Here is an 18,535-nt window from a genome sequence, read left to right as displayed (position 1 = left end):
AGCATTTGTAGCGCTGAGAACACCTCCGCTACCAGGTAAGCTACTAAATATAGCTTAGGCATGATGATAATTAGGTAAATCTATAGATAGCCTCTTTTTCTACTTTTTACAATTAAGCTCTAGATATTATGTATTATATGGATCAAGTATTATTAAAGTTATAGCTGTATAAAAGTAAATCATGTAATGTTCATTGGAAATCATTTTCATCAGCTAGCCCTATAAAAAATCTTCACACAAGGGATATATGTTCCCTTTGTGCACAATTACTGATGGGACACAAAATAGCTGAAATATATCTTATCAGCCCAAAACTCATTAATCTGTGATTTTGCTACATATTAAGGTGTCCCCTCGGTAACCATGCGTAGAGTGAAGATTTTTTATGGCTCCGCACACTCTCCAAGGGAACACAGATGAAGTATTAGCCATCATGGCTCGCACCCATCGTTGTAGCTTCATGATTGAAAACTGCAATAGCCGACTCAGGCTGACTATCGACCAACGAAAACCCCTCAATAATAGTTCGACAACTCATGTTAAATCATCGGCCATTTCAGCGGAGTCATCACACTCATCTGGTCGGGAAAACCCCTGCTGGTTGTGTGGTGGGACTGGCTTTAAGGTGTTTTAAGATGTTGGCTTTTTATTCTCTGTTTCTAGGTTCTTGATCTTTTGAGCCTCGATCACATAAAAAAAAGCGTCTATGGCAAATATCAGGCTCAGGTTGATTATGGTTTACTCTGCAAGTTTTCGTAATGTAATGGATTATTCTACGATGAAAAGTATACAGCCTTTGCCAGCTTTAAACATAATAGCTGAATCTGTCACTCAGCTCGAGACCCAGTCATTCCTTAAAAAATCGTCGCAGCCCCGTTTCCGTCTGACCGAGGAGGGAAGTAGTCTGTTTGAGCGCTCAATAAGAAGGGGTAGTACCCATTTTCAAAGTGTGGAACTTAAGAACCTAGTATCATCTGTTCGTGTTATTCAGAATAACCCTTCGTTGGATAGTGCTAAAAAAGCTGTAGAAGCGCTTGATCTGTGGGTATCTTTGAACCCAGCTGAATGGAATGAAAGGGGAGGGTTAACAGACATTTTAAGGGATGAATTAATCAGTAATTTTGGCGTTTCATCAACATTAGCGCCTGCTGTCAAAAAGGTTATCGACTATAGCGTACAGTATCGTAAACTCCCTAGCGCTGAAAATAAAAGAAAGCTAATCGAGGCTGTCATTTCCTGGAAAGTAGACATTAAGTTAAATCCAGATAAATCGATGCAATTGGCATTAAAAGGCTCATATTTAGATATGCTAAAATCTGATGTGAAAAATTATCTGGCATCATTAGAGAAAAAGTATCAACAGCTTAATTTAAAACCTAACCCAAATGATCAAAAGGCAAGAGAAATTAAGTATAAAAGCTTTTCAGGGTCAGAGGGTTATTCCCTTCCTAAAGTGGATGGTTTTTGGTTAAGTTTAGGGTATCTGGTTGATATGGAGTCAGGAGACTTTATTGATTCTATTGGTGATTTGCTTGAGTCAATAGGTGACGCCGTTTTGGACGCTGTATAAACAGAGGGTAGTTTTCACTCCCTGCGACCAAATTACGCAAGTTATACGACATAATGGTTCTCGAAAGCTAGTGGTCTGCTTTTTTGATGCCTTGCAGGCCGCTATGCCATCCCTGATCTATACTCAATCTCTCCAGCCAAAACTAGGACAGCCACCAATGCCAGGCAAGGAACACAAGCCCCTATCTACCGGACTCACACAGAGAAATAGCAGGACAGACAGCCGCGTTCCTGAAAGCTGGCGGTAAGATTCAGGAAGTGTCACCCGGTGCAAGTGGGCTACCTAGTGTTAAGGATGTTAAGCAGTCATATCAGGTGAGTATAAGAGGGTTTTTTTCCTAGCTAGCTCATAGTTAACAGCCAAGCCTTCACTGTTTCATGTATAATGCTTGTTCAATTACAGCAGGAGCTATCATGACACGTAAAAAGCAAGATGAACTATCAAGTGAAACCCGTCAGAAAAGCATTGATGATCAAGTAGCTGCCTTCCTTAAAGCCGGTGGAGAAATCCAAGAAATACCCAAAGGTAAAAGTGGCATTGCAAAAGGGAGTAACACTCGCATAGGCATAGTACTTGGCAATTCGTCTGCAGAAAAAAATACCAAAGGCTAATAAACCGCATGTTGCCTAACCTAATCAGATAGCTCTCCTCACCATACTTGCATACGACTAATAGCATCTTTTACTGAGCAAAACGGTTCACCTGTTCCATGTACAATACTCGACCAACATAAGCCGGAGTGCTCATGGCAGGCAAGAACTCACAAGATAGTTATGATGTTGAAGTCAGTGCTTAACAAGTTATTTGATAGCGACGAAAAACACTTAATTTTCTAGAGCTATAAACCTATATCATGACGAAAAAAATATTACGCTTGAAGGTGAAAAGAAATAAGGACTGCAAACAAGGAGACGAGGTGGTCAAGGATGTATCTCATGACGACCCACAAAAACGTTTTTTAAATGGCGTAGCCATTAATCCTACACAGTGCATTCGCCTAGAATTAGGTTCTCAGCAGCTCACCACGCGAGCGATTGATTTGATCTCGCCAATTGGAATAGGGCAGAGAGGCTTGATTGTTGCTCCACCAGGCTCAGGAAAAACAACCATTTTAAAACATATTTGCCAGGCGGTAGGGACAGCTTATCCTGAGATAAAACTTTATGCGTTACTCATTGATGAGCGACCGGAAGAAGTAACTGATTTTAAGCGCAGTGTGCCAGCACAAGTACATGCCTCATCCTCTGATGAAAGCTATGACCAACACGTACGTGTGGCCAATAACCTTCTTAATACCGCTCTCCAGGAGGCTGGCGAAGGTCACAATGTAATGATTGTCATTGATTCTCTAACAAGGCTTACACGAGTACATAATGCAGGGCAAAAGGGCGGTGGTCGTACCATGTCGGGCGGGATTGACGCTAGAGCGATGGAAATACCACGAAAACTGTTTGGCGCTGCTAGAAAGATTGAGAATAGTGGATCGCTTACCATTCTAGCGACTGTACTCGTTGACACTGGAAGCCGGATGGACCAGGTAATATTTGAGGAGTTCAAGGGCACGGGTAATATGGAAATCGTTTTATCACGGGAGGTTGCGAATCAGCGAATTTTTCCCGCGCTGGATATTGCGAAAAGTAGCACGCGTCGTGAGGAGCTGCTTCTAAATTCGAAAGATATCGAAAGTGTAAGAGTTTTGCGAAAGGCGCTTACGAGCCTTAAACCTATAGAGGGCGCTAGGAAACTGGTTGAGTTACTTAAGGAATACCCAACGAATGCAGAATTATTAAAAAAATAGTTTAGTGTTATAGGCTCGAATGCTGGGGCAACAAGCGACCTAGTTTTTCTTCGTTACTTAGGGGTCGCTATCTTTATTGAAGAAGCTGACTACTCTTATTGGCGATTTTTTAATTCCTCTTACTATTTCAAATACCAATTGACATCCTCCTCGTTCTGAAGGACTGGGAGGATGTTAAAGGTTCAAATAATGAAAAATGAATATGGCCAGTTGCTAAAGTCTCATGTTGACAATTTTTGTAGTGATTCCCCAAGCTCTATTACGAATGAGGATGTAACGGGAATTACAATAGCTAAATTCGTAAACACTCCTGAGGAAGGGCTTACGACTTATGTTTCTATTGGTTTAAGTGGCCATATATTTAAGCAGAAAAATGGAAAATTAATTAGGCAGGAACTTTTAGTAACTATTGATAACTCATTTTCTGGTCTGGCTATAAGTGAGCTTATTCTCTCAGTCGGTAAGTTAATGCTTGATAAACACCAGAGCAGCAATTAATAGTGGTGTGTCGTCATTAGATGATTTTATGTTTATACGCAGCTTTGAACTGTTTAGTTGTTTTTTAACTGCTGTAGTATCACCTTGTAGTGATAATTTAATAATAGATAATTCGTTGCCATAGCTAACATTAACAAAAAATAGCATTAATGTTTTTTTTAAGTAGTTGATAGCTCTTTTTATATTCATGCTTTCTTCAGGGGAGCTGGTGGTGGGTGATAATGATAAAATATCACCTGATGATCCTGACGCTAACCTGATGAAGTATGATGAGATTTGCTATAGATCATATTGCACAATTCTATTTCGATCATCATAAATTTCCTGCTAATAATAACGAGGAAGGGGTACCAGCCCCTAACAAAATAATAGGTAATCAAGTGACTGGTGTAGAAGGAGTCAATGGTGTTATCCATGTTACGCTAGGTAATAAAGTGCCTGATAGCTTGCAAGGAAAAACATTATCATTTAGGCATGCTGTCTTCAAAAGTAGCCCAATTAGTCCTATTGCTTGGCTATGCGGTTATGATAATGCTGTTGAGGGTATGGAAGCAGTCGGAGAAAATAAAACAGGTGGCTTTAGTAAGTTCTTAGATATACCCGTCGCGAATCATTTTTAGGTTTTGTTATCGTCGTTCCCCACCCCAATCACCTATTCCAATAGGCTCATGAGGCTTCGTCACTTGATAGCTTCACCTAAAAACCCTTCGCATTGGGTGTATAATTACCAGGTTTCTGGTACTGTATCTAGAGAACTAATTTTTAATAACGACTTAATAAGTCATCGATTGCTGCATCACAATTAAGCAGTGGTACGGGATTTAGGGTATCACCTTCTTTATAGGCATATCCATTGCTATTCTTGGTTAGATAGTTTTTGATTGCCTGCTGGTTAAGGGAAGGTTCTATTTCTTTTAATTTAGCTATACAGGAAAGGGTTTCTGTAGCTGCTAAATGAGTTGATGCATTAATGTATTCCTTATTACCTGCAGAAATTATTGCTTCTGCATCAAGCTTATTTATTGTAGGGATGTAATTAATAGGAATTCCTTCTGCTGAGATAGTTGTACTTTTACTGATGTTGGCAAAAGGCATTGGTACATTAGCAGTATAAGGACTATTAAGCCAATCTCCTACTCTAGGTGTACCTAATAGACCTCTATCATCAATAAAAGAGATGGGAAGATTAATGGGGGAGTGGGCCGTCACTGATATTGTCTCAGGTAAACATGCAGGGAAAGCAGTTTGTCCAGTGTAGCCTTTGTTACCAGTAGGAGTAACTACTACAACACCACGGGCTATCAGGTCATTAATGGCTTGTCTTATTTGAAAGAAAGTGTTTTCACTATTTTGAACCACAGAATGTTCAGAGCAATCATTACCTTTAACACCCCTATAATACAAGCTGGGTAGATAAATAATGTCTACTTTTTTATTGGGGTTATTTACATATTCTAATAAACCTTCTTTAATACCTAACCAGTCATAAGTTCCACCATCAGGGCCTAACTCACTTCCTCTCAAGTTATTTGGTCTATAAATTGTATGATGTACGTTATACACGCTTATATCACTAAAATAGGCACTGCCAATTTTAGCGCTAGACTCTTTTTTACTACCTAGTTTGTACTTTTTGGCTGCTATACTGCTCACTATCTCTGCACCTATATAGCTAGCATTATCAATACTATATGCAGCGCCTTTACCAGATTGACGACTTGATCCTGATGGACATGAAGATTTCTTTTGATATTTTTTATCTTCTGGTTCATACAAGCCATCATCATAATCAGGGTCAAAACCTTCCATATCATAAAGTGGTAGTAAGCAATGTTCATCCACATGCTCTATTTCGGGTCGGTTGCTCGGTATTCCTGTAGTAAATACAGCTACTTTTATATTCCTTCCTTCTGGGCTTGCAATTATATTCAATACATTTGGGTGATTTGCAAATTTTTTTAGAGTATCAATATCAAGAGCCATATACTGACGATAGATAGAACCCTTTATATGTTTTTCATAGTTCAAACCAATTCGGTAGTTGCTACGTACTAGTTCTATTAGCTCTATTTTTTCTTTATCAGGAAGGTTGAAATTAATGTGAATCCATACTTTGTAAAGCTCATTTTTATAATCACTTGAATTGGCAATATCATTGATTAAGAGTTTGTTGTATTTATTTAGGTTTGGTGATAACTCATTCTTGACTTCATCTACAGTAACTGCCTTTAAGTTAGAGCAGTTTAAGGCTATAAAAAAAATAGTGCTGAGTTTTATGGCTTGCTTCATATTAAATTCCAGAATAAATGCTAAGGATTAATGCTAGTTTTTAAACTCTAGATGATGGGGTTAGTAATAGTGCATCATCACAATTTAGCGAAGGCCTATTAATGTCGTGGTCGTTCTTTTTATGTCCTTGTTTAACCGAATACTTGAAAATATCTTTTATTTCAGATGTTGTTAACTTGGGGTTTCTCTGTAGCATTCTAGCTATACATGCTGAAACGTAAGGAGCAGCCATAGAAGTACCAGACAGTTCTAATTTCAAAGTACTAGGGTCAGCTTTATCATAATTTGCATTTGTTGATTCTATGTTATGACCTGGTGCTAAGACTGTTACATATTTAGATAAATTGGTAAAGTCTGTGACATCTCCACTATTATAATTTTCATTTGTACTGTCGTTTGTTCCTGATGTAGGGTAGACAGCACCAACAGAAATTACGTTTTGAAGGCAAGCTGGAAAAGCAACATAGCCTTTTTGATAATTGTTACCAGAAGCAACTACAATCTTTACTCCTTTACTTGCTAGATTGTCAATTGCTTTTTTATAGTCAACTAGAAATCCTGATAACATACCATCACAGTTTTCTGCTGCATAAATACTGGTACTTAAACTCATGTTAACGATATCCACATCAGAAATGTCTGATGCAATCTTATTTAATGCTTCAATAGTGTCAAGGGATGATCCTTTACCATTTTTATGTAAAGAACGTAAGCTGATAATTTTAGCATCATAGGCCATTCCAGCAGGGGCTCCTTCCTTAAGAGGTTTAGCTGCAATGGTTCCTGCTACATGTGTACCATGAATATCTTGTTTGCCATCTATGGTACGAGCACTGCCTCCTTCATTTGGGTAATTTTGTGGACAATTGGATGGCTCTCCTTTCTTATCAATATGCTTAGAAAAGCAATAGTGAGAAACATTAGGCAACTGTGGGACATTGGCTACGCCAGAATCAATAACAGCTACAGTAACACCTTTTCCAGTCAGGTTTTTGAAACTTGTGTGCCCATTATATTCACTACGGGTAAATGAAGTACGATATCTTCTATTATTTTCTGATAAAATTTCTGTATTGGGTGAAACTTCCTCGATATAAATATCTTTGGAAGAGTTGCTTAATTTAATGATATCCTCATATGTAGTTTCTACTGTAAATAATGGTGAGCTTCCTACCATGTTGAAATTACTATAATGTATGCCTGCAGAGTTTAAAACAGCTTTTGCTTCATCTTCAAAGTTTGTATCACCGCTATTTATCAAAGTGTCTAAAAGCCTAACAGAAATTTTTGTTGTTGAATTTTTGTTGGTCGTTTCCAGTTTTCTTTTAAGCTGTCCTGAAATGTTGTGGTAATTAAATTTGCTTTTTATGTTGAGGCTTGTTTCATTAATTGTTTTGGGGCTGAGTTTATTTGAGCCTCCAGTGCTTTCAGATGCTGTGGCATTACAAGTAACAAGAATAGCAAGACTTAAGCTTGACAATAAATAACTTTTCATAAAAGGCTCTTTAGATTTGGGTGGAAATTGTTAAGGTTAATTATGAATATGTGAGATGTATTAATTGTTAATAATTCTAATATATGTAGTCGTTATACCCATTCACGAATGATTTCTAGGTTTTGTTATCTTCATTTCTCGCCCCAATCACCTATTATTTATAGGCTCATGAGTGCTCGTCACTCGATGGCCGCACCTAAAAACCATTCGTATTGGGTATATCTTAGCTCTTTACTTTTTACTCACTTTTAACTTGTCAATAACAATAGTGCTTGCTGGATCATCAGCAAAAATTCGAATATTGCCACAGTTGTTATATACGCTGCTATTGACTTTACCTGTTGAATTACTTCCTGATACAGTAATGCGACTGGTGCTGCCACAAGCATATACATTGATTGTTGCTGTTTGATTGTTAATGCCATGGACTACCATTTCTAACTGATAATTACCGGCTTCTTTTAATTGATATTGAAGCTCGCCACCACTTGCATAAGTATTAGTTAAATGAAATTCATTTTTATCTTTACATAAAGTGCTGGGCTTAGCTTCGGAAAGCTTTGCTGTACCTGTGGTTTTCCAGTTGGCAAGCTTGTCTACTTTTTGAATAGATTGACATAACTTAGTTTTAGAATTTGCATTGCCAGGGGAGGGCCAGTTGTTATCAGTAGGCCAGCTATTATCTGTTGGCCAATTTGGTTTAGGCCAATTTGTGCTAGGCCAATTATTAGAAGGCCATGGCTTGCTAAACCAATCATCATTACTTTTATCTTGGTTATTCCAATTTTTTTCTTTATTTGAACTTACTTTTTTTAATGAGGGTTTGTTGGTGCTGCTCCAGCTAGCTGAAGTACTACACTCTGAAAAGCCTTTACCTGATTGATAGCATGAGTCATTATCATAATTATTATTGGCCTGGCTTAGTGAGCTAAAAGCAAAGGTTGTCGTTGCGATTAAAGCTAGTTTTTTTAATTTCATATTTGATCCTTAACTTTATCTATATAGTTTGTTAGTACAAATTATTTTAATTAAATGGTTGGTTAATATGTTGGCTTGTTTTGCATTTTTACTTTTGTAAATTTTGTCTTTACACTCTAGTGTGATCTTGGTGGGTTAATTTAAAACTAATTTATCAGCTTAAACTTAAGCTGATACTCAGTTAGGAGTAAGGTAAGCTTAAAAAGATAAAGCCCATTAAGAAAATAATGGACTTGTTTTTGAAGTGTTGTTAGGGGAGTATTGTTATTGTAAGGGAAATAGTTATGAGTTTAGAATGTATAACCAGCACTTAAGCCAGCAAAATTTTGACCACTATTTTCTTTAGTGAGTGAGCCGTTAGAAAAATGTCTGGCATAAAGCTCTAAAACAACACCATTATTGAAGCGGTAGCCAACTGCTAAGCGTTCACCAAAAGTGAATTTAGACCCTATGCGGTTGGTATCATTATCTTTAATATAAGCGCCTAAACCTAAAGTAAGGTAAGCATTGGTGCCGCTAAGCAATGCAACATCTTTTGATATACCAAACATATTTAAATCATACTGGCTTAAGTCTACATCGTCTTTAAAACTTTTATTAGTGGGGTCATTTTTGGAGTTTTTGCCTCGAAATACACCTAATTCAAGGTTGTTTCTTGCGGGTAGGCGAAAAAAGGTGTCAGGTTGGCTATAAGATATTCCACCAAAATAAAGTTTTTCAAAGCCTTTGCTGCGAAAGCTCATGCCACCATGAAGCATCACTTGGCTTTTTTTATCGCCAAACATTGGATTGTTGGAGGCAGTGTCTGCAATTGTTGATTCAGCGATTAATGAGTTTGTTATTAATGCTAATAAACAAAGTTTTGTTTTCATTGTTTTGCGCCAATCAATGAAGAATTGTTTTTTGAATGCTCAATTAGTTGAGCTGTAATGAATTGTAATTGTTTGTGTTTTTTTGAATAAGGCTCTTTACGATTTGCTTACATTAAACTGTGAGAGGTATCATAAATAAATTTGGCTTTTGGGTTTTTATTTATTCTATATGAAATATGTTTATTTTTTACTAATTTATATTTGTAACCTCTGAGTGTTGCTGTAAATATATTCTTATATAGTTTGGTAAACCATACTTGTTTTGTAGGTATTATTACGTAGATGCAGTTTACTCAAATGCCTTTATGAGATTGATCGACAATTGATAAGTATTGTAGATGATAATCATTACATTTAAGAGGCTTTCTAATAGTTTGCTGATAGCTATAGATAACTATTGTGAATTGGTTATGTTATGCTTTGACAGTTGAGTGCTTGTCAACGCTAAATAGGTGACCAATGAAATTAGTTAAAAAACTAGTATTGATTACTTCGATAGTACAACTTTCAGCTTGCAGTGTTATGTCAAGAGAAGAATGTTTGACGGCGGACTGGTATACAGTTGGTTATGAGGATGGTGCTGATGGGCGATCATCATCAAGGGTTGGTGACTATCGTGAAGCTTGTGCTGAGTATGGAGTAACGCCTACTTTAGATGATTATCGATTGGGGAGACGTTCAGGGCTTGAAAAGTATTGTACTGAAGCCAAAGGGTATGCTGAAGGTATTGAAGGCAATAGATATAAAGGTGTTTGCCCTTACCAGTCTGAAGCTTTGTTTTTAGCTGGCTATAGGAGAGGGAAGGAAGTCTATCAGGCAAGAAAAGAGTGGGAAAATATTCGTGATGACTTAAGATATACAAAGTCTGAGCTTGAAACGCTTGATGAAGATATTCGAAAAAAAGAAAGGAAGTTAGTAAAAGATGGTTTAACCTCTGCTCAGCGTTCAGAAATACTGCAAGAATTAAATGACATTAGGCATAAAAAGCAACAGTTACAACATAAGATTTATCGCCTTGAAAGCGATGCGCGCTGGTCAGAGCAGCAATATAACTCGCTACGCTATAGAAGTAATTGGTAGTTATTTGAAATAGCATTTAAAAATTATTTAGGTTGTATAGATATACTTGAAATAAGCGTATCTAATTTAACTGATCCTCCTTCAATTATTATCTCTAGGGCTTGTTGAGCTAGTTTGTTATAGGTGATTATCGCTATGTGATGATGAGGGTTATGTTGATAAATATATACACTAATACCCTCTCGATAGTAGAACCATTTTTCTTGGTCAATATTTAATATTTTACCAAATAGACCATTTTTCCATACAGCGGCTTCTACATGATTATCAACAGTCTTTGGTAAGTCGTTAAGAGTTAGTTGAAACTCTACTTTGAACTGGTTCAATATCACTGGACTATAGTTTTTTTGGTAAGTAGGTGAGGGATAAGGTGTTTTAAATAAGATAAGGGGGGTTACCTTGATAGTAGTCTCTTCGGGGTAATTCAATACTACTGAATCGTTGATTTGCTTCATCTCTACAATATTTGAGGGGAAGGCTAGTTGTAGTTGATGCCATTTGTACTCAAAGCCTTTACTATTACTGCTTTCAGGCCACTTTTTTTTATTTGCTACTTGATTACAAATATGTTCTTGCTGATAGCAAATATCATGAATGGAATTACTTGAGTTGCTACATGCTGTAGCAGTGAATATAAGAATAGTAGTCAGTAAAGCAACTTTAAACATTTAATGATTCTACTTATGATAAAATAAGTGAGCTAATTTTATTAGATTTATTAGTTTGAGAGTAGCATTAATGATCAAATTTTTTTATTATACCTATCATTATTCATTTTTAACTGAATTCTCACCATCCATGGTGGTCATAACAAAACCTGGAAATTATTCGTTAAAGGTATAATTAAGCTGCTTCGTCATTATGTGGCTTATAACTCGATAACCTTGTTTCTTGTATAGGGACTGAGCGATTTCATTTTCTTTGTAAACGTGAAGCACTATATGATTGATATCATGCTGCTTTAATCGAGTTTCTACTAAATCTAGTACGTGTTTACCATAACCTTGTTGTCGATGAGCTTTCTCAATCTCAATGACATCGATCCAGGCAGATTGGTCTTCGATTTGAATTGAATAAGCAACAATACCTATTTTTTGTTGATTACTATTTTCCACTATAAAAATGTACTGATTTTTTGTATCAATACCATCTTTGTACTTATACGAAAGCTGCTCTTTGGCAGTAGCCAGTGCTCTTTCGGGTGGCAACTTGTATGCGTGTGTTATCCATTCTGCATAACCTTTTATTTCATTGGTAAGAAAGTCAGCAAATTCATGCTGTATCATTGGGCGCAGAGTAACCATATAATTTCCTATTTTATAACTAACCGGCTGGTTTGAAATGATGGGGCCTATGAAAAGGGAAGATAAACAAATGTTTAATTTACCTTATTGATAGTAGAGATACCCATGAATGTATCTTAATCAAAAAATGTATTTAAAAAAAGTCAGCTGATCATCAGGAAAGTAAGATAGTCTACCAAACTAGTCTGAATAACAATATTATTCTGTTGAGGAGAGCTGTACGATATGCCTACTTCCAATCAATTAGCTCAAGGCACTGATAAGTTAAGTAAAACCACAATTTCCTTACACTGGGTTGTAGCAATTATAATGATTTTCTTGTTAGCCTCCGGTGTTTACATGACATATTTTGAAGACTTTAGTTGGTATTCTTGGCATAAATCAATAGGGGTATTGGCATTATTAATAGCTATGGCTAGGGTTATTTGGCGTATTAAGGAAGGATTTCCAAAGCCTTTGGACAACAAACAAGCTGTGATGAATAAGCTTGCTAAAGTAGCACATTTTGCCTTAATTATTTGTACAATCATCATGCCTGTGTCAGGAGTCATTTCATCTGCAGCAGGGGGGTATGGTGTGCCTTTCTTTGGGCTTTCATTATTTGATAGTGTAGCCCCGGCTGAAAGACCTATTAATGGTTTGTTGGCTGGCTTTGCTCATGAAGCTCATTATATAGCTGGATATTTTATGATTGCCATTTTAGCTTTACATATTCTAGGGGCTCTTTGGCATCAACTGATTAAAAAAGATAATACGCTGTATAGAATGGTTAGGGCTAAATAGCCAACTGCCTGAATAGAAAGCGCCTGCAATAAATATATCCCATTGCAGGCGCTTTATTTAACTTGTTAAAGCAAACCCCTCATCAATCCATCCACAAATACCGCCAATCATTTTTTTCACGGGGCAGTTGAGTTCGGCGAGTCGAATAGCGGCTTTTTCTGTTGCATTACAATGGGGGCCAGCACAATAGACAACAAATAATGTATCTTTTGGATATTGATCGACAGTATCGGGTTTAATTTTCCAGTAGGGCAGATTAATAGCACCTTCGATATGCCCTTGTTTAAATGCCTCTTCACCCCTTACATCCAATAAAACGAAGTCTTGCTGTTGATTGGTTATAGCATGGTGAACATCCCAGCAGTCAGTTTCATAGCGCAATAAATTTTGAAAATGGGCGAGTGTTTGATCGCTAGGGGCAGCTGGTAGCCTGGATACTGATGACACGTTGTTTCTCCTTTTTAACTCATGCACTTATCCTACTTAATGAAAGCTAAACTATAAATTGGCTTAAAAGACAATATGCGTTAAATTTAAGCCATATCAGGCTAGAATAATGATAAACGATAGATGATGAGTGAAATGCATAAGGTTGCTATTTTGGCTTATCAAGGGCTCGCAACTTTTGAGTTTGGCTGTGCTATTGAGCTATTTGGATTACCGCGACCTGAGTATGATCAATGGTATAAGGCTGAGGTGGTGACCTTTGATAAGCCGCTTATTGCTGCAACAGGCGGCATTGTAGTGTCAGCAAAGCCAGTGACAAGTCTATCTAGTTATCACAGTTTGATTATTCCAGGCTGGCCTACTCAAGAGCGTGGTGTGGCAGAGCTGATCAAGCAGCAACTCGTCAATTTCTATCGCCGAGGAGGGCGGATAATATCGTTCTGCTCAGGTGCCTTCTTGTTGGCTGAGTTAGGATTACTTGATGGTCGTTGTGCTACCACCCATTGGCGTTATGCTGAACTATTCCAACAGCGGTATCCTCAAGTTAACTATCAGGATAATGTGTTGTATATGTTTGATGGTCAAATTGGTTGTTCAGCAGGCAGTGCCGCAGGGATTGATTTGGGTATTGAAGTTATCCGCCAAGACTTTGGACATGAAGTGGCTAATCAGGTAGCCCGTCGATTGGTAGTATCGCCCCATCGGGGTGGTGGTCAGGCACAGTATGTTGAAACCCCTGTTCTCAAACATCATAGTCAGTTTTCAGCAACGCTGGACTGGGCGATTGAACATTTACATCAGCCTTTAGAGGTCAATGACTTGGCTGATCAGGCGCATATGTCTCGCCGTAGTTTTGATCGGCACTTTAGGCAAGCACTTGGAATGTCTGCTAAAGAGTGGATTAATCGACAACGTTTGACTTTAGCGCAAAAGCAGCTAGAAAAGGGAGCAGCCTCTGTGGAACAAATAGCAATAAGAGTCGGGTTTGGGAATGCAATGAATTTGCGTCACTACTTTAGAAAATACCTGGGTCTTTCTCCTACCCAATATCAAAGACAGTTTTTTAATCAATAAGCGCTTAGAGGTACCCTTAAAATGTTGGTCATTTTAGTTCATTTATTATTAACATCCATTTTCCTATTAATAGTCGCTAACTTTGTTAAAGGCGTCGAAATTGATAATTTTGGTGCTGCATTTTTTGGTGCTATTGTTCTAGGTATATGTAATGCAGTGATAAAACCAGTGATTTCTTTTTTAGCCTTTCCAATTACGGTTGTCACATTAGGGCTATTTTTACTCGTCATTAATGCACTTATGTTACAACTGACGGCTGCATTTGTGTCAGGTATTAAAGTCAAAGGATTTTTACCTGCTGTTGTCGGGAGTATTTTGCTAACCATATTAAATTTGCTGATTGATTGGGTGATGTAAGGGTATAAGGAGAACTTCAGTTGGAGGATTTAATACGGCAGTTTGTATTACTTTGGGCTGTTATTGATCCAATAGGTACACTACCTGTTTTTTTGGCTGTCACAGCAGGCGGCAGTGTTGCGCATAATCGAAAAATTGCTTTAGTTTCAGTGGGAGTGGCTTCCCTGGTGTTACTATTTTTTATAGTGGCTGGTGAAATTCTGTTGGAGGCAATGTCAATTCCTTTATCTGCATTTCAAATAGCAGGTGGAGTTGTCTTATTTGTTTTTGCACTGTCGATGATATTTGGTGACAGTAAGCCAGAAGAAGAGCTGCAAATGGTAAATAAAGGGGTCGACAGTGCTATTTTTCCTTTAGCCATCCCTTCAATTGCATCACCAGGTGCCATGATGGCTGTGGTGCTACTGACTGACAATCATCGCTTTTCGTTAATTGATCAGTTCGTAACTACTGGTATTGTTTTGCTAATCATGTTTATAACATTGATGTTATTGCTTGTTGCGCCATTCATTCAAAAAGTGATTGGGACCGCTGGAGCAAGTGTCATCAGTCGGGTAATGGGGTTAATACTGGCTGCAGTGGCAACAAATAGTGTGTTGGCGGGGATTCAAACTTACTTTCAATTATAGGCTGGTCTGTTTTCTGATTACACTTTTAAGGAGTTAGTGACTATTGACAAAAATCAATATGCTCTTAAAAAGATTCAGTAAACTGATATTCTTAAAACTGTAAAGCTAGGGTATATAAAGTAGGATGGTTGTAGTGGCGATCATGCTGGATAACAATGTCCTATACCGTTACAAAAATAAGTTATCAAATAAGCCATCAATAGTCGTAAGGCTATCAGAGGCTACAACAGGTCGTTAATAGATGGTAGTCATTTCGTTTTGATTCCGGCGCAAATCTATTTATGATGGTAGGCTAAATTACTTTTAGATTAGGACTAACCAAAGTGCATCAACATACTGATTTTATTCCACTCAATATTGCTGTGCTTACTGTAAGTGATACCAGGGATGAGTCTACTGATACTTCGGGTCAGTACTTGATTAGCGCTTTGCAGGAAGCTGGTCATCAATTAAAACATCGGCAAATTATCAAAGATGACATATACCATATTCGTGCCATTGTTTCTGAATGGATTTACGATGAAACCATACAAGTGGTATTGATTACAGGTGGTACCGGGTTTACTGGGCGTGATAGCACACCAGAGGCAGTAGCAGTATTGTTTGACAAGGAAGTGACGGGCTTTGGTGAACTATTTAGGCAAGTTTCAAAAGAAGAGATAGGTACCTCTACACTTCAATCTAGGGCGCTGGCTGGCTTAGCAAATCATACAGTAATTTTTTGTCTACCAGGGTCAACAGGGGCTTGTAAAACGGGCTGGGGAAAAATCATTCAACCACAACTGGATAGCACAACACGCCCTTGCAACTTTGTGTGTCATTTGTTGCCGAATTGAAGTAAGCAGCAGGATTGCGCTTGACTATCAATTAAAGGCTTTAGACTTGGTGGAGCAATAAAGTGGAGAAAAAAGTTTAATGAGCTGCTCAGAGCATAACCTTATTACAGTTAGCCAGGCAATTGCCCAAATTCAGGAAACCTTGGAACATAAGGCAGATGTTGAGTGGCTGTCTTTGGCAGAAGCTGTAAACAAAGTAGTAGCAGCAGACCAATTGTCCACCTTAAACGTACCTCCTGCAGCCAACAGTGCAATGGATGGCTATGGCTTCAATGCTAAAGACTTAGCGCCCGATCAGCTTACCCAGCTACCCGTTGGATTAAGAGTAGCTGCAGGTGATCAACCAGGCACTCTACCCTCTGGTATGGCAGCAAGAATCTTTACGGGAGCTTTTATTCCTACCAATGTTGACTTGGTCATCCCCCAAGAACTAGTGAAGGTTACCAGTGATCAAGTTGAAGTGCAGCCTGGCTGGCGAATAGGGCAGCATATTCGAAATGCGGGTGAGGATATTGCTGAAGGGCAACAGGTAGTCGTTGCAGGCAAACGCCTGAGACCTCAGGAGCTTGGACTACTTGCATCTGTGGGAATTATGCAAGTACCTGTTTATAAGCCGTTAACCGTTGCCTTGTTTACCACTGGAGATGAGTTAATTGAGCCTGGTCGGCCACTACCTGATGGCAAAATTTATAACTCAAACCGCTATACCTTAATGGGGCTATTACAGCAAGGAGGCTTTAAAATCATTGATGGCGGTACTTTGCCTGATCAGCACGAAGCTACTAAACAAGCGTTATTGAAAGCCAGTCAGCAAGCTGATGCAATTATTACCACTGGTGGCGTTTCTGTGGGTGAAGAGGATTATGTGCAAGACGTGATTAAGGAAAACGGCACAGTTCATTTATGGAAGCTGGCTATCAAACCAGGTAAGCCACTGTTATACGGGCAGCTAAATAAAAAGCCGGTATTTGGTTTGCCTGGAAATCCTATTTCATCCTTAGTTACTTATTTAATGGTGGCTCGTCCTGCATTACAACAAATGCAAGGTTTACATGACACTCAGCCAGCCAGTTACCGGTTTAGAGCAGGTTTTACTAAAAAGAAAAACCTTAAGCGAGCTGAATACCTTAGAGTGCAACTTCAGTCGCAATTAGGTGAGCAAACAATTGTACCTTATCCTAAGCAGGGTTCTGGAGTGTTGTCGTCTGCAAGTTGGGCGAGCGGCTTGGCACTGGTGCCTGCGGATACAGACGTTAAACCTGGTGACTGGCTTGAATACTGGCCATTTAGTGAGTTTGTCTAGTCATATAATATTGATCAATACGGTTTTTAAAGTGCAGTAAAATAGGTAATAGATAGTGTTGTTAGTGTGGCCCTTTCATTAACAGGAAATAGCACTAGATACTGTCGGAGTGGAAGAGGTAATAATAATGAGTTCTCCATTAGTTGATCGTTTTGGCCGGAAGATTACCTATTTACGTTTTTCGCTCACTGACCGTTGTGATTTTCGCTGTGTTTACTGCATGGCAGAAGATATGACATTTTTACCCAGACAAAAAATTCTAGGCTTGGAAGAAATGCTTCAAGTAGCCGAAACATTCGTTTCACTTGGAGTGAAAAAAATCCGTTTAACCGGCGGAGAGCCGCTTATTCGTCATAATGTCATCTGGTTAATTGAGCGTTTAACAGCATTACCAGGGCTTGATGAGTTACTCATTACCTCTAATGGTTCGCAGTTAGTTAAATATGCACCTGCTCTAGCCAAAGCAGGTGTTAAACGAATTAATGTCAGTTTAGATACACTTGATCCTACCGAATTTAAGCAATTAACCCGCACTGGTGATATTAAAAAAGTGTTAGCTGGAATTAATGCTGCACAACAGGCGGGTATTGAACGAATTAAGCTTAACGTTGTAGTGATGAAAGGGCGTAATCAGCATCAAATATTACCCTTGGTTGATTATGCTTTGGCTAATAAAGTGGATGTCAGCTTTATTGAGGAAATGCCACTGGGTGCTATTTCAGAGCACCAACGAGGATTAACCTTGTGTACCAGCGAAGAAGTTAGAGATATTATTCAGCAACAATATCAGCTAATGCCTTCTACTTATGAAACTAACGGACCAAGCCGTTATTGGCAAATACCAGGTTATCAAAGCAAAATTGGCTTTATATCACCTCATAGTCATAACTTTTGTGGAGATTGTAATCGAGTAAGAGTAACAGCAGAAGGCAAGCTCCTGTTGTGTTTAGGTAACGAGCACTCTGCTGATCTTAAAAATATCATCCGACGTTATCCTGGTGAGCAGGATAAATTGCGGGAGACGATCATAACGGCTATGGACTTAAAGCCTGAGCGTCATTATTTTGATCCAACGGGTGATGTACAGCTCGTGCGGTTTATGAATATGACTGGCGGGTAAACAATTTAAGGTGGCCATTCTGTAGCAGAAAACTTAAGCTTTTTAGCAAAAACTGGGGAAAATAATAGAGTAGTAAAAAGTATAATAAGTAGCCGTTGTTTT

Annotated in this window: 23 protein-coding genes; 15 read left to right on the top strand and 8 right to left on the bottom strand. The window is 38.3% G+C overall.

Annotated features, from left to right (window positions below; all coding sequences use genetic code 11):
- The first annotated feature begins 385 nt into the window (after positions 1–385).
- The 6 genes from ORQ98_RS23130 to ORQ98_RS23110 all read left to right on the top strand — a co-directional run bounded on the left by ORQ98_RS23130 (position 386) and on the right by ORQ98_RS23110 (position 3,866).
- Complete coding sequence (locus tag ORQ98_RS23130) at positions 386–634, top strand: hypothetical protein (RefSeq protein WP_274691186.1); 249 nt, start codon at positions 386–388, stop codon at positions 632–634.
- A gap of 144 nt (positions 635–778) precedes the next feature.
- A complete protein-coding gene (locus ORQ98_RS23125) occupies positions 779–1,570 on the top strand; it encodes a hypothetical protein (RefSeq protein WP_274691185.1) in 792 nt (263 codons plus the stop codon).
- 206 nt (positions 1,571–1,776) lie between these two features.
- Entirely contained in the window at positions 1,777–1,911 is a 135-nt protein-coding gene (locus ORQ98_RS29680; RefSeq protein WP_425347708.1) for a hypothetical protein, read from the top strand.
- 72 nt (positions 1,912–1,983) lie between these two features.
- Entirely contained in the window at positions 1,984–2,181 is a 198-nt protein-coding gene (locus ORQ98_RS23120; RefSeq protein ID WP_274691184.1) for a hypothetical protein, read from the top strand.
- Positions 2,182–2,423: 242 nt separating this feature from the next.
- On the top strand, positions 2,424–3,368 hold the full coding sequence (rho, locus tag ORQ98_RS23115; protein WP_274691183.1) for a transcription termination factor Rho: 945 nt from the start codon (positions 2,424–2,426) through the stop codon (positions 3,366–3,368).
- A 189-nt stretch (positions 3,369–3,557) separates the two neighbouring features.
- Positions 3,558–3,866: a hypothetical protein gene (locus ORQ98_RS23110; protein WP_274691182.1), complete on the top strand. Its 309-nt coding sequence runs from the start codon at positions 3,558–3,560 to the stop codon at positions 3,864–3,866.
- Here ORQ98_RS23110 and ORQ98_RS23105 read toward each other — a convergent pair.
- A complete protein-coding gene (locus ORQ98_RS23105) occupies positions 3,834–4,055 on the bottom strand; it encodes a hypothetical protein (RefSeq protein WP_274691181.1) in 222 nt (73 codons plus the stop codon). The genes ORQ98_RS23110 and ORQ98_RS23105 overlap by 33 nt on opposite strands.
- 77 nt (positions 4,056–4,132) lie before the next feature.
- On the opposite strand from ORQ98_RS23105, the gene ORQ98_RS23100 reads away from it, so the two are divergent.
- Positions 4,133–4,486, top strand: a complete 354-nt coding sequence (locus tag ORQ98_RS23100) for a pilin (RefSeq protein WP_274691180.1) — start codon at positions 4,133–4,135, stop codon at positions 4,484–4,486.
- A gap of 142 nt (positions 4,487–4,628) precedes the next feature.
- Here ORQ98_RS23100 and ORQ98_RS23095 read toward each other — a convergent pair whose 3' ends face one another.
- The 4 genes from ORQ98_RS23095 to ORQ98_RS23080 all read right to left on the bottom strand — a co-directional run bounded on the left by ORQ98_RS23095 (position 4,629) and on the right by ORQ98_RS23080 (position 9,500).
- Positions 4,629–6,155 (bottom strand): S8/S53 family peptidase, encoded by a 1,527-nt coding sequence (locus tag ORQ98_RS23095; protein ID WP_274691179.1) that lies wholly within the window; start codon positions 6,153–6,155, stop codon positions 4,629–4,631.
- Between the two features lie 40 nt (positions 6,156–6,195).
- Positions 6,196–7,650, bottom strand: coding sequence for a S8 family peptidase (locus ORQ98_RS23090; RefSeq protein WP_274691178.1), 1,455 nt, complete (start codon positions 7,648–7,650; stop codon positions 6,196–6,198).
- Positions 7,651–7,881: 231 nt separating this feature from the next.
- On the bottom strand, positions 7,882–8,628 hold the full coding sequence (locus tag ORQ98_RS23085; RefSeq protein WP_274691177.1) for a hypothetical protein: 747 nt from the start codon (positions 8,626–8,628) through the stop codon (positions 7,882–7,884).
- Positions 8,629–8,918: 290 nt separating this feature from the next.
- Positions 8,919–9,500 (bottom strand): acyloxyacyl hydrolase, encoded by a 582-nt coding sequence (locus ORQ98_RS23080; RefSeq protein ID WP_274691176.1) that lies wholly within the window; start codon positions 9,498–9,500, stop codon positions 8,919–8,921.
- Positions 9,501–9,959: 459 nt separating this feature from the next.
- On the opposite strand from ORQ98_RS23080, the gene ORQ98_RS23075 reads away from it, so the two are divergent.
- On the top strand, positions 9,960–10,580 hold the full coding sequence (locus tag ORQ98_RS23075; RefSeq protein ID WP_274691175.1) for a DUF2799 domain-containing protein: 621 nt from the start codon (positions 9,960–9,962) through the stop codon (positions 10,578–10,580).
- Positions 10,581–10,603: 23 nt separating this feature from the next.
- Here ORQ98_RS23075 and ORQ98_RS23070 read toward each other — a convergent pair whose 3' ends face one another.
- Both ORQ98_RS23070 and ORQ98_RS23065 read right to left on the bottom strand, forming a co-directional pair.
- Complete coding sequence (locus ORQ98_RS23070; RefSeq protein ID WP_274691174.1) at positions 10,604–11,248, bottom strand: hypothetical protein; 645 nt, start codon at positions 11,246–11,248, stop codon at positions 10,604–10,606.
- A 156-nt stretch (positions 11,249–11,404) separates the two neighbouring features.
- On the bottom strand, positions 11,405–11,884 hold the full coding sequence (locus ORQ98_RS23065; protein WP_274691173.1) for a GNAT family N-acetyltransferase: 480 nt from the start codon (positions 11,882–11,884) through the stop codon (positions 11,405–11,407).
- Between the two features lie 225 nt (positions 11,885–12,109).
- Between ORQ98_RS23065 and ORQ98_RS23060 the strand changes: the two genes are divergently transcribed.
- Positions 12,110–12,667, top strand: a complete 558-nt coding sequence (locus tag ORQ98_RS23060; protein ID WP_274691172.1) for a cytochrome b — start codon at positions 12,110–12,112, stop codon at positions 12,665–12,667.
- Positions 12,668–12,724: 57 nt separating this feature from the next.
- Here ORQ98_RS23060 and ORQ98_RS23055 read toward each other — a convergent pair whose 3' ends face one another.
- Positions 12,725–13,114 carry a rhodanese-like domain-containing protein gene (locus ORQ98_RS23055; protein ID WP_274691171.1) on the bottom strand — a complete coding sequence of 130 codons (390 nt, stop codon included), beginning with the start codon at positions 13,112–13,114 and terminating at the stop codon, positions 12,725–12,727.
- 123 nt (positions 13,115–13,237) lie between these two features.
- Here ORQ98_RS23055 and ORQ98_RS23050 point away from each other — a divergent pair, with 123 nt between their 5' ends.
- The 6 genes from ORQ98_RS23050 to moaA all read left to right on the top strand — a co-directional run bounded on the left by ORQ98_RS23050 (position 13,238) and on the right by moaA (position 18,433).
- On the top strand, positions 13,238–14,188 hold the full coding sequence (locus tag ORQ98_RS23050) for a helix-turn-helix domain-containing protein (protein WP_274691170.1): 951 nt from the start codon (positions 13,238–13,240) through the stop codon (positions 14,186–14,188).
- Positions 14,189–14,209: 21 nt separating this feature from the next.
- A complete protein-coding gene (locus ORQ98_RS23045) occupies positions 14,210–14,545 on the top strand; it encodes a phage holin family protein (protein WP_274691169.1) in 336 nt (111 codons plus the stop codon).
- Positions 14,546–14,565: 20 nt separating this feature from the next.
- Positions 14,566–15,174, top strand: a complete 609-nt coding sequence (locus ORQ98_RS23040) for a MarC family protein (protein WP_274691168.1) — start codon at positions 14,566–14,568, stop codon at positions 15,172–15,174.
- Between the two features lie 323 nt (positions 15,175–15,497).
- Entirely contained in the window at positions 15,498–16,010 is a 513-nt protein-coding gene (gene moaB, locus ORQ98_RS23035; protein WP_274691167.1) for a molybdenum cofactor biosynthesis protein B, read from the top strand.
- A 79-nt stretch (positions 16,011–16,089) separates the two neighbouring features.
- Entirely contained in the window at positions 16,090–17,313 is a 1,224-nt protein-coding gene (locus ORQ98_RS23030; RefSeq protein WP_274691166.1) for a molybdopterin molybdotransferase MoeA, read from the top strand.
- Positions 17,314–17,440: 127 nt separating this feature from the next.
- Positions 17,441–18,433 carry a GTP 3',8-cyclase MoaA gene (gene moaA, locus ORQ98_RS23025; RefSeq protein ID WP_274691165.1) on the top strand — a complete coding sequence of 331 codons (993 nt, stop codon included), beginning with the start codon at positions 17,441–17,443 and terminating at the stop codon, positions 18,431–18,433.
- Positions 18,434–18,535: the final 102 nt, after the last annotated feature.

Origin of the sequence: Spartinivicinus poritis, assembly GCF_028858535.1 — a bacterium.
Lineage (GTDB): Bacteria > Pseudomonadota > Gammaproteobacteria > Pseudomonadales > Zooshikellaceae > Spartinivicinus > Spartinivicinus poritis.
Note: the sequence above shows the minus strand (reverse complement) of the source record. Positions and strands in the feature narration are given on the sequence as shown.

What these genes read in the sequence shown, in the direction of transcription:
- ORQ98_RS23050 (WP_274691170.1), top strand. Translation starts at nt 13,238, where the DNA reads ATGATGAGTGAAATGCATAAGGTTGCTATTTTGGCTTATCAAGGGCTC.
- moaA (WP_274691165.1), top strand. Translation starts at nt 17,441, where the DNA reads ATGAGTTCTCCATTAGTTGATCGTTTTGGCCGGAAGATTACCTATTTA.
- ORQ98_RS23065 (WP_274691173.1), bottom strand. Translation starts at nt 11,884, where the DNA reads ATGGTTACTCTGCGCCCAATGATACAGCATGAATTTGCTGACTTTCTT.
- ORQ98_RS23095 (WP_274691179.1), bottom strand. Translation starts at nt 6,155, where the DNA reads ATGAAGCAAGCCATAAAACTCAGCACTATTTTTTTTATAGCCTTAAAC.
- rho (WP_274691183.1), top strand. Translation starts at nt 2,424, where the DNA reads ATGACGAAAAAAATATTACGCTTGAAGGTGAAAAGAAATAAGGACTGC.
- ORQ98_RS23070 (WP_274691174.1), bottom strand. Translation starts at nt 11,248, where the DNA reads ATGTTTAAAGTTGCTTTACTGACTACTATTCTTATATTCACTGCTACA.
- ORQ98_RS23085 (WP_274691177.1), bottom strand. Translation starts at nt 8,628, where the DNA reads ATGAAATTAAAAAAACTAGCTTTAATCGCAACGACAACCTTTGCTTTT.
- ORQ98_RS23045 (WP_274691169.1), top strand. Translation starts at nt 14,210, where the DNA reads ATGTTGGTCATTTTAGTTCATTTATTATTAACATCCATTTTCCTATTA.
- ORQ98_RS23130 (WP_274691186.1), top strand. Translation starts at nt 386, where the DNA reads ATGGCTCCGCACACTCTCCAAGGGAACACAGATGAAGTATTAGCCATC.
- ORQ98_RS23105 (WP_274691181.1), bottom strand. Translation starts at nt 4,055, where the DNA reads ATGAATATAAAAAGAGCTATCAACTACTTAAAAAAAACATTAATGCTA.
- ORQ98_RS23080 (WP_274691176.1), bottom strand. Translation starts at nt 9,500, where the DNA reads ATGAAAACAAAACTTTGTTTATTAGCATTAATAACAAACTCATTAATC.
- ORQ98_RS23060 (WP_274691172.1), top strand. Translation starts at nt 12,110, where the DNA reads ATGCCTACTTCCAATCAATTAGCTCAAGGCACTGATAAGTTAAGTAAA.
- ORQ98_RS23100 (WP_274691180.1), top strand. Translation starts at nt 4,133, where the DNA reads ATGATGAGATTTGCTATAGATCATATTGCACAATTCTATTTCGATCAT.
- ORQ98_RS23090 (WP_274691178.1), bottom strand. Translation starts at nt 7,650, where the DNA reads ATGAAAAGTTATTTATTGTCAAGCTTAAGTCTTGCTATTCTTGTTACT.
- ORQ98_RS23110 (WP_274691182.1), top strand. Translation starts at nt 3,558, where the DNA reads ATGAAAAATGAATATGGCCAGTTGCTAAAGTCTCATGTTGACAATTTT.
- ORQ98_RS23120 (WP_274691184.1), top strand. Translation starts at nt 1,984, where the DNA reads ATGACACGTAAAAAGCAAGATGAACTATCAAGTGAAACCCGTCAGAAA.
- ORQ98_RS23125 (WP_274691185.1), top strand. Translation starts at nt 779, where the DNA reads ATGAAAAGTATACAGCCTTTGCCAGCTTTAAACATAATAGCTGAATCT.
- ORQ98_RS23075 (WP_274691175.1), top strand. Translation starts at nt 9,960, where the DNA reads ATGAAATTAGTTAAAAAACTAGTATTGATTACTTCGATAGTACAACTT.
- ORQ98_RS23030 (WP_274691166.1), top strand. Translation starts at nt 16,090, where the DNA reads ATGAGCTGCTCAGAGCATAACCTTATTACAGTTAGCCAGGCAATTGCC.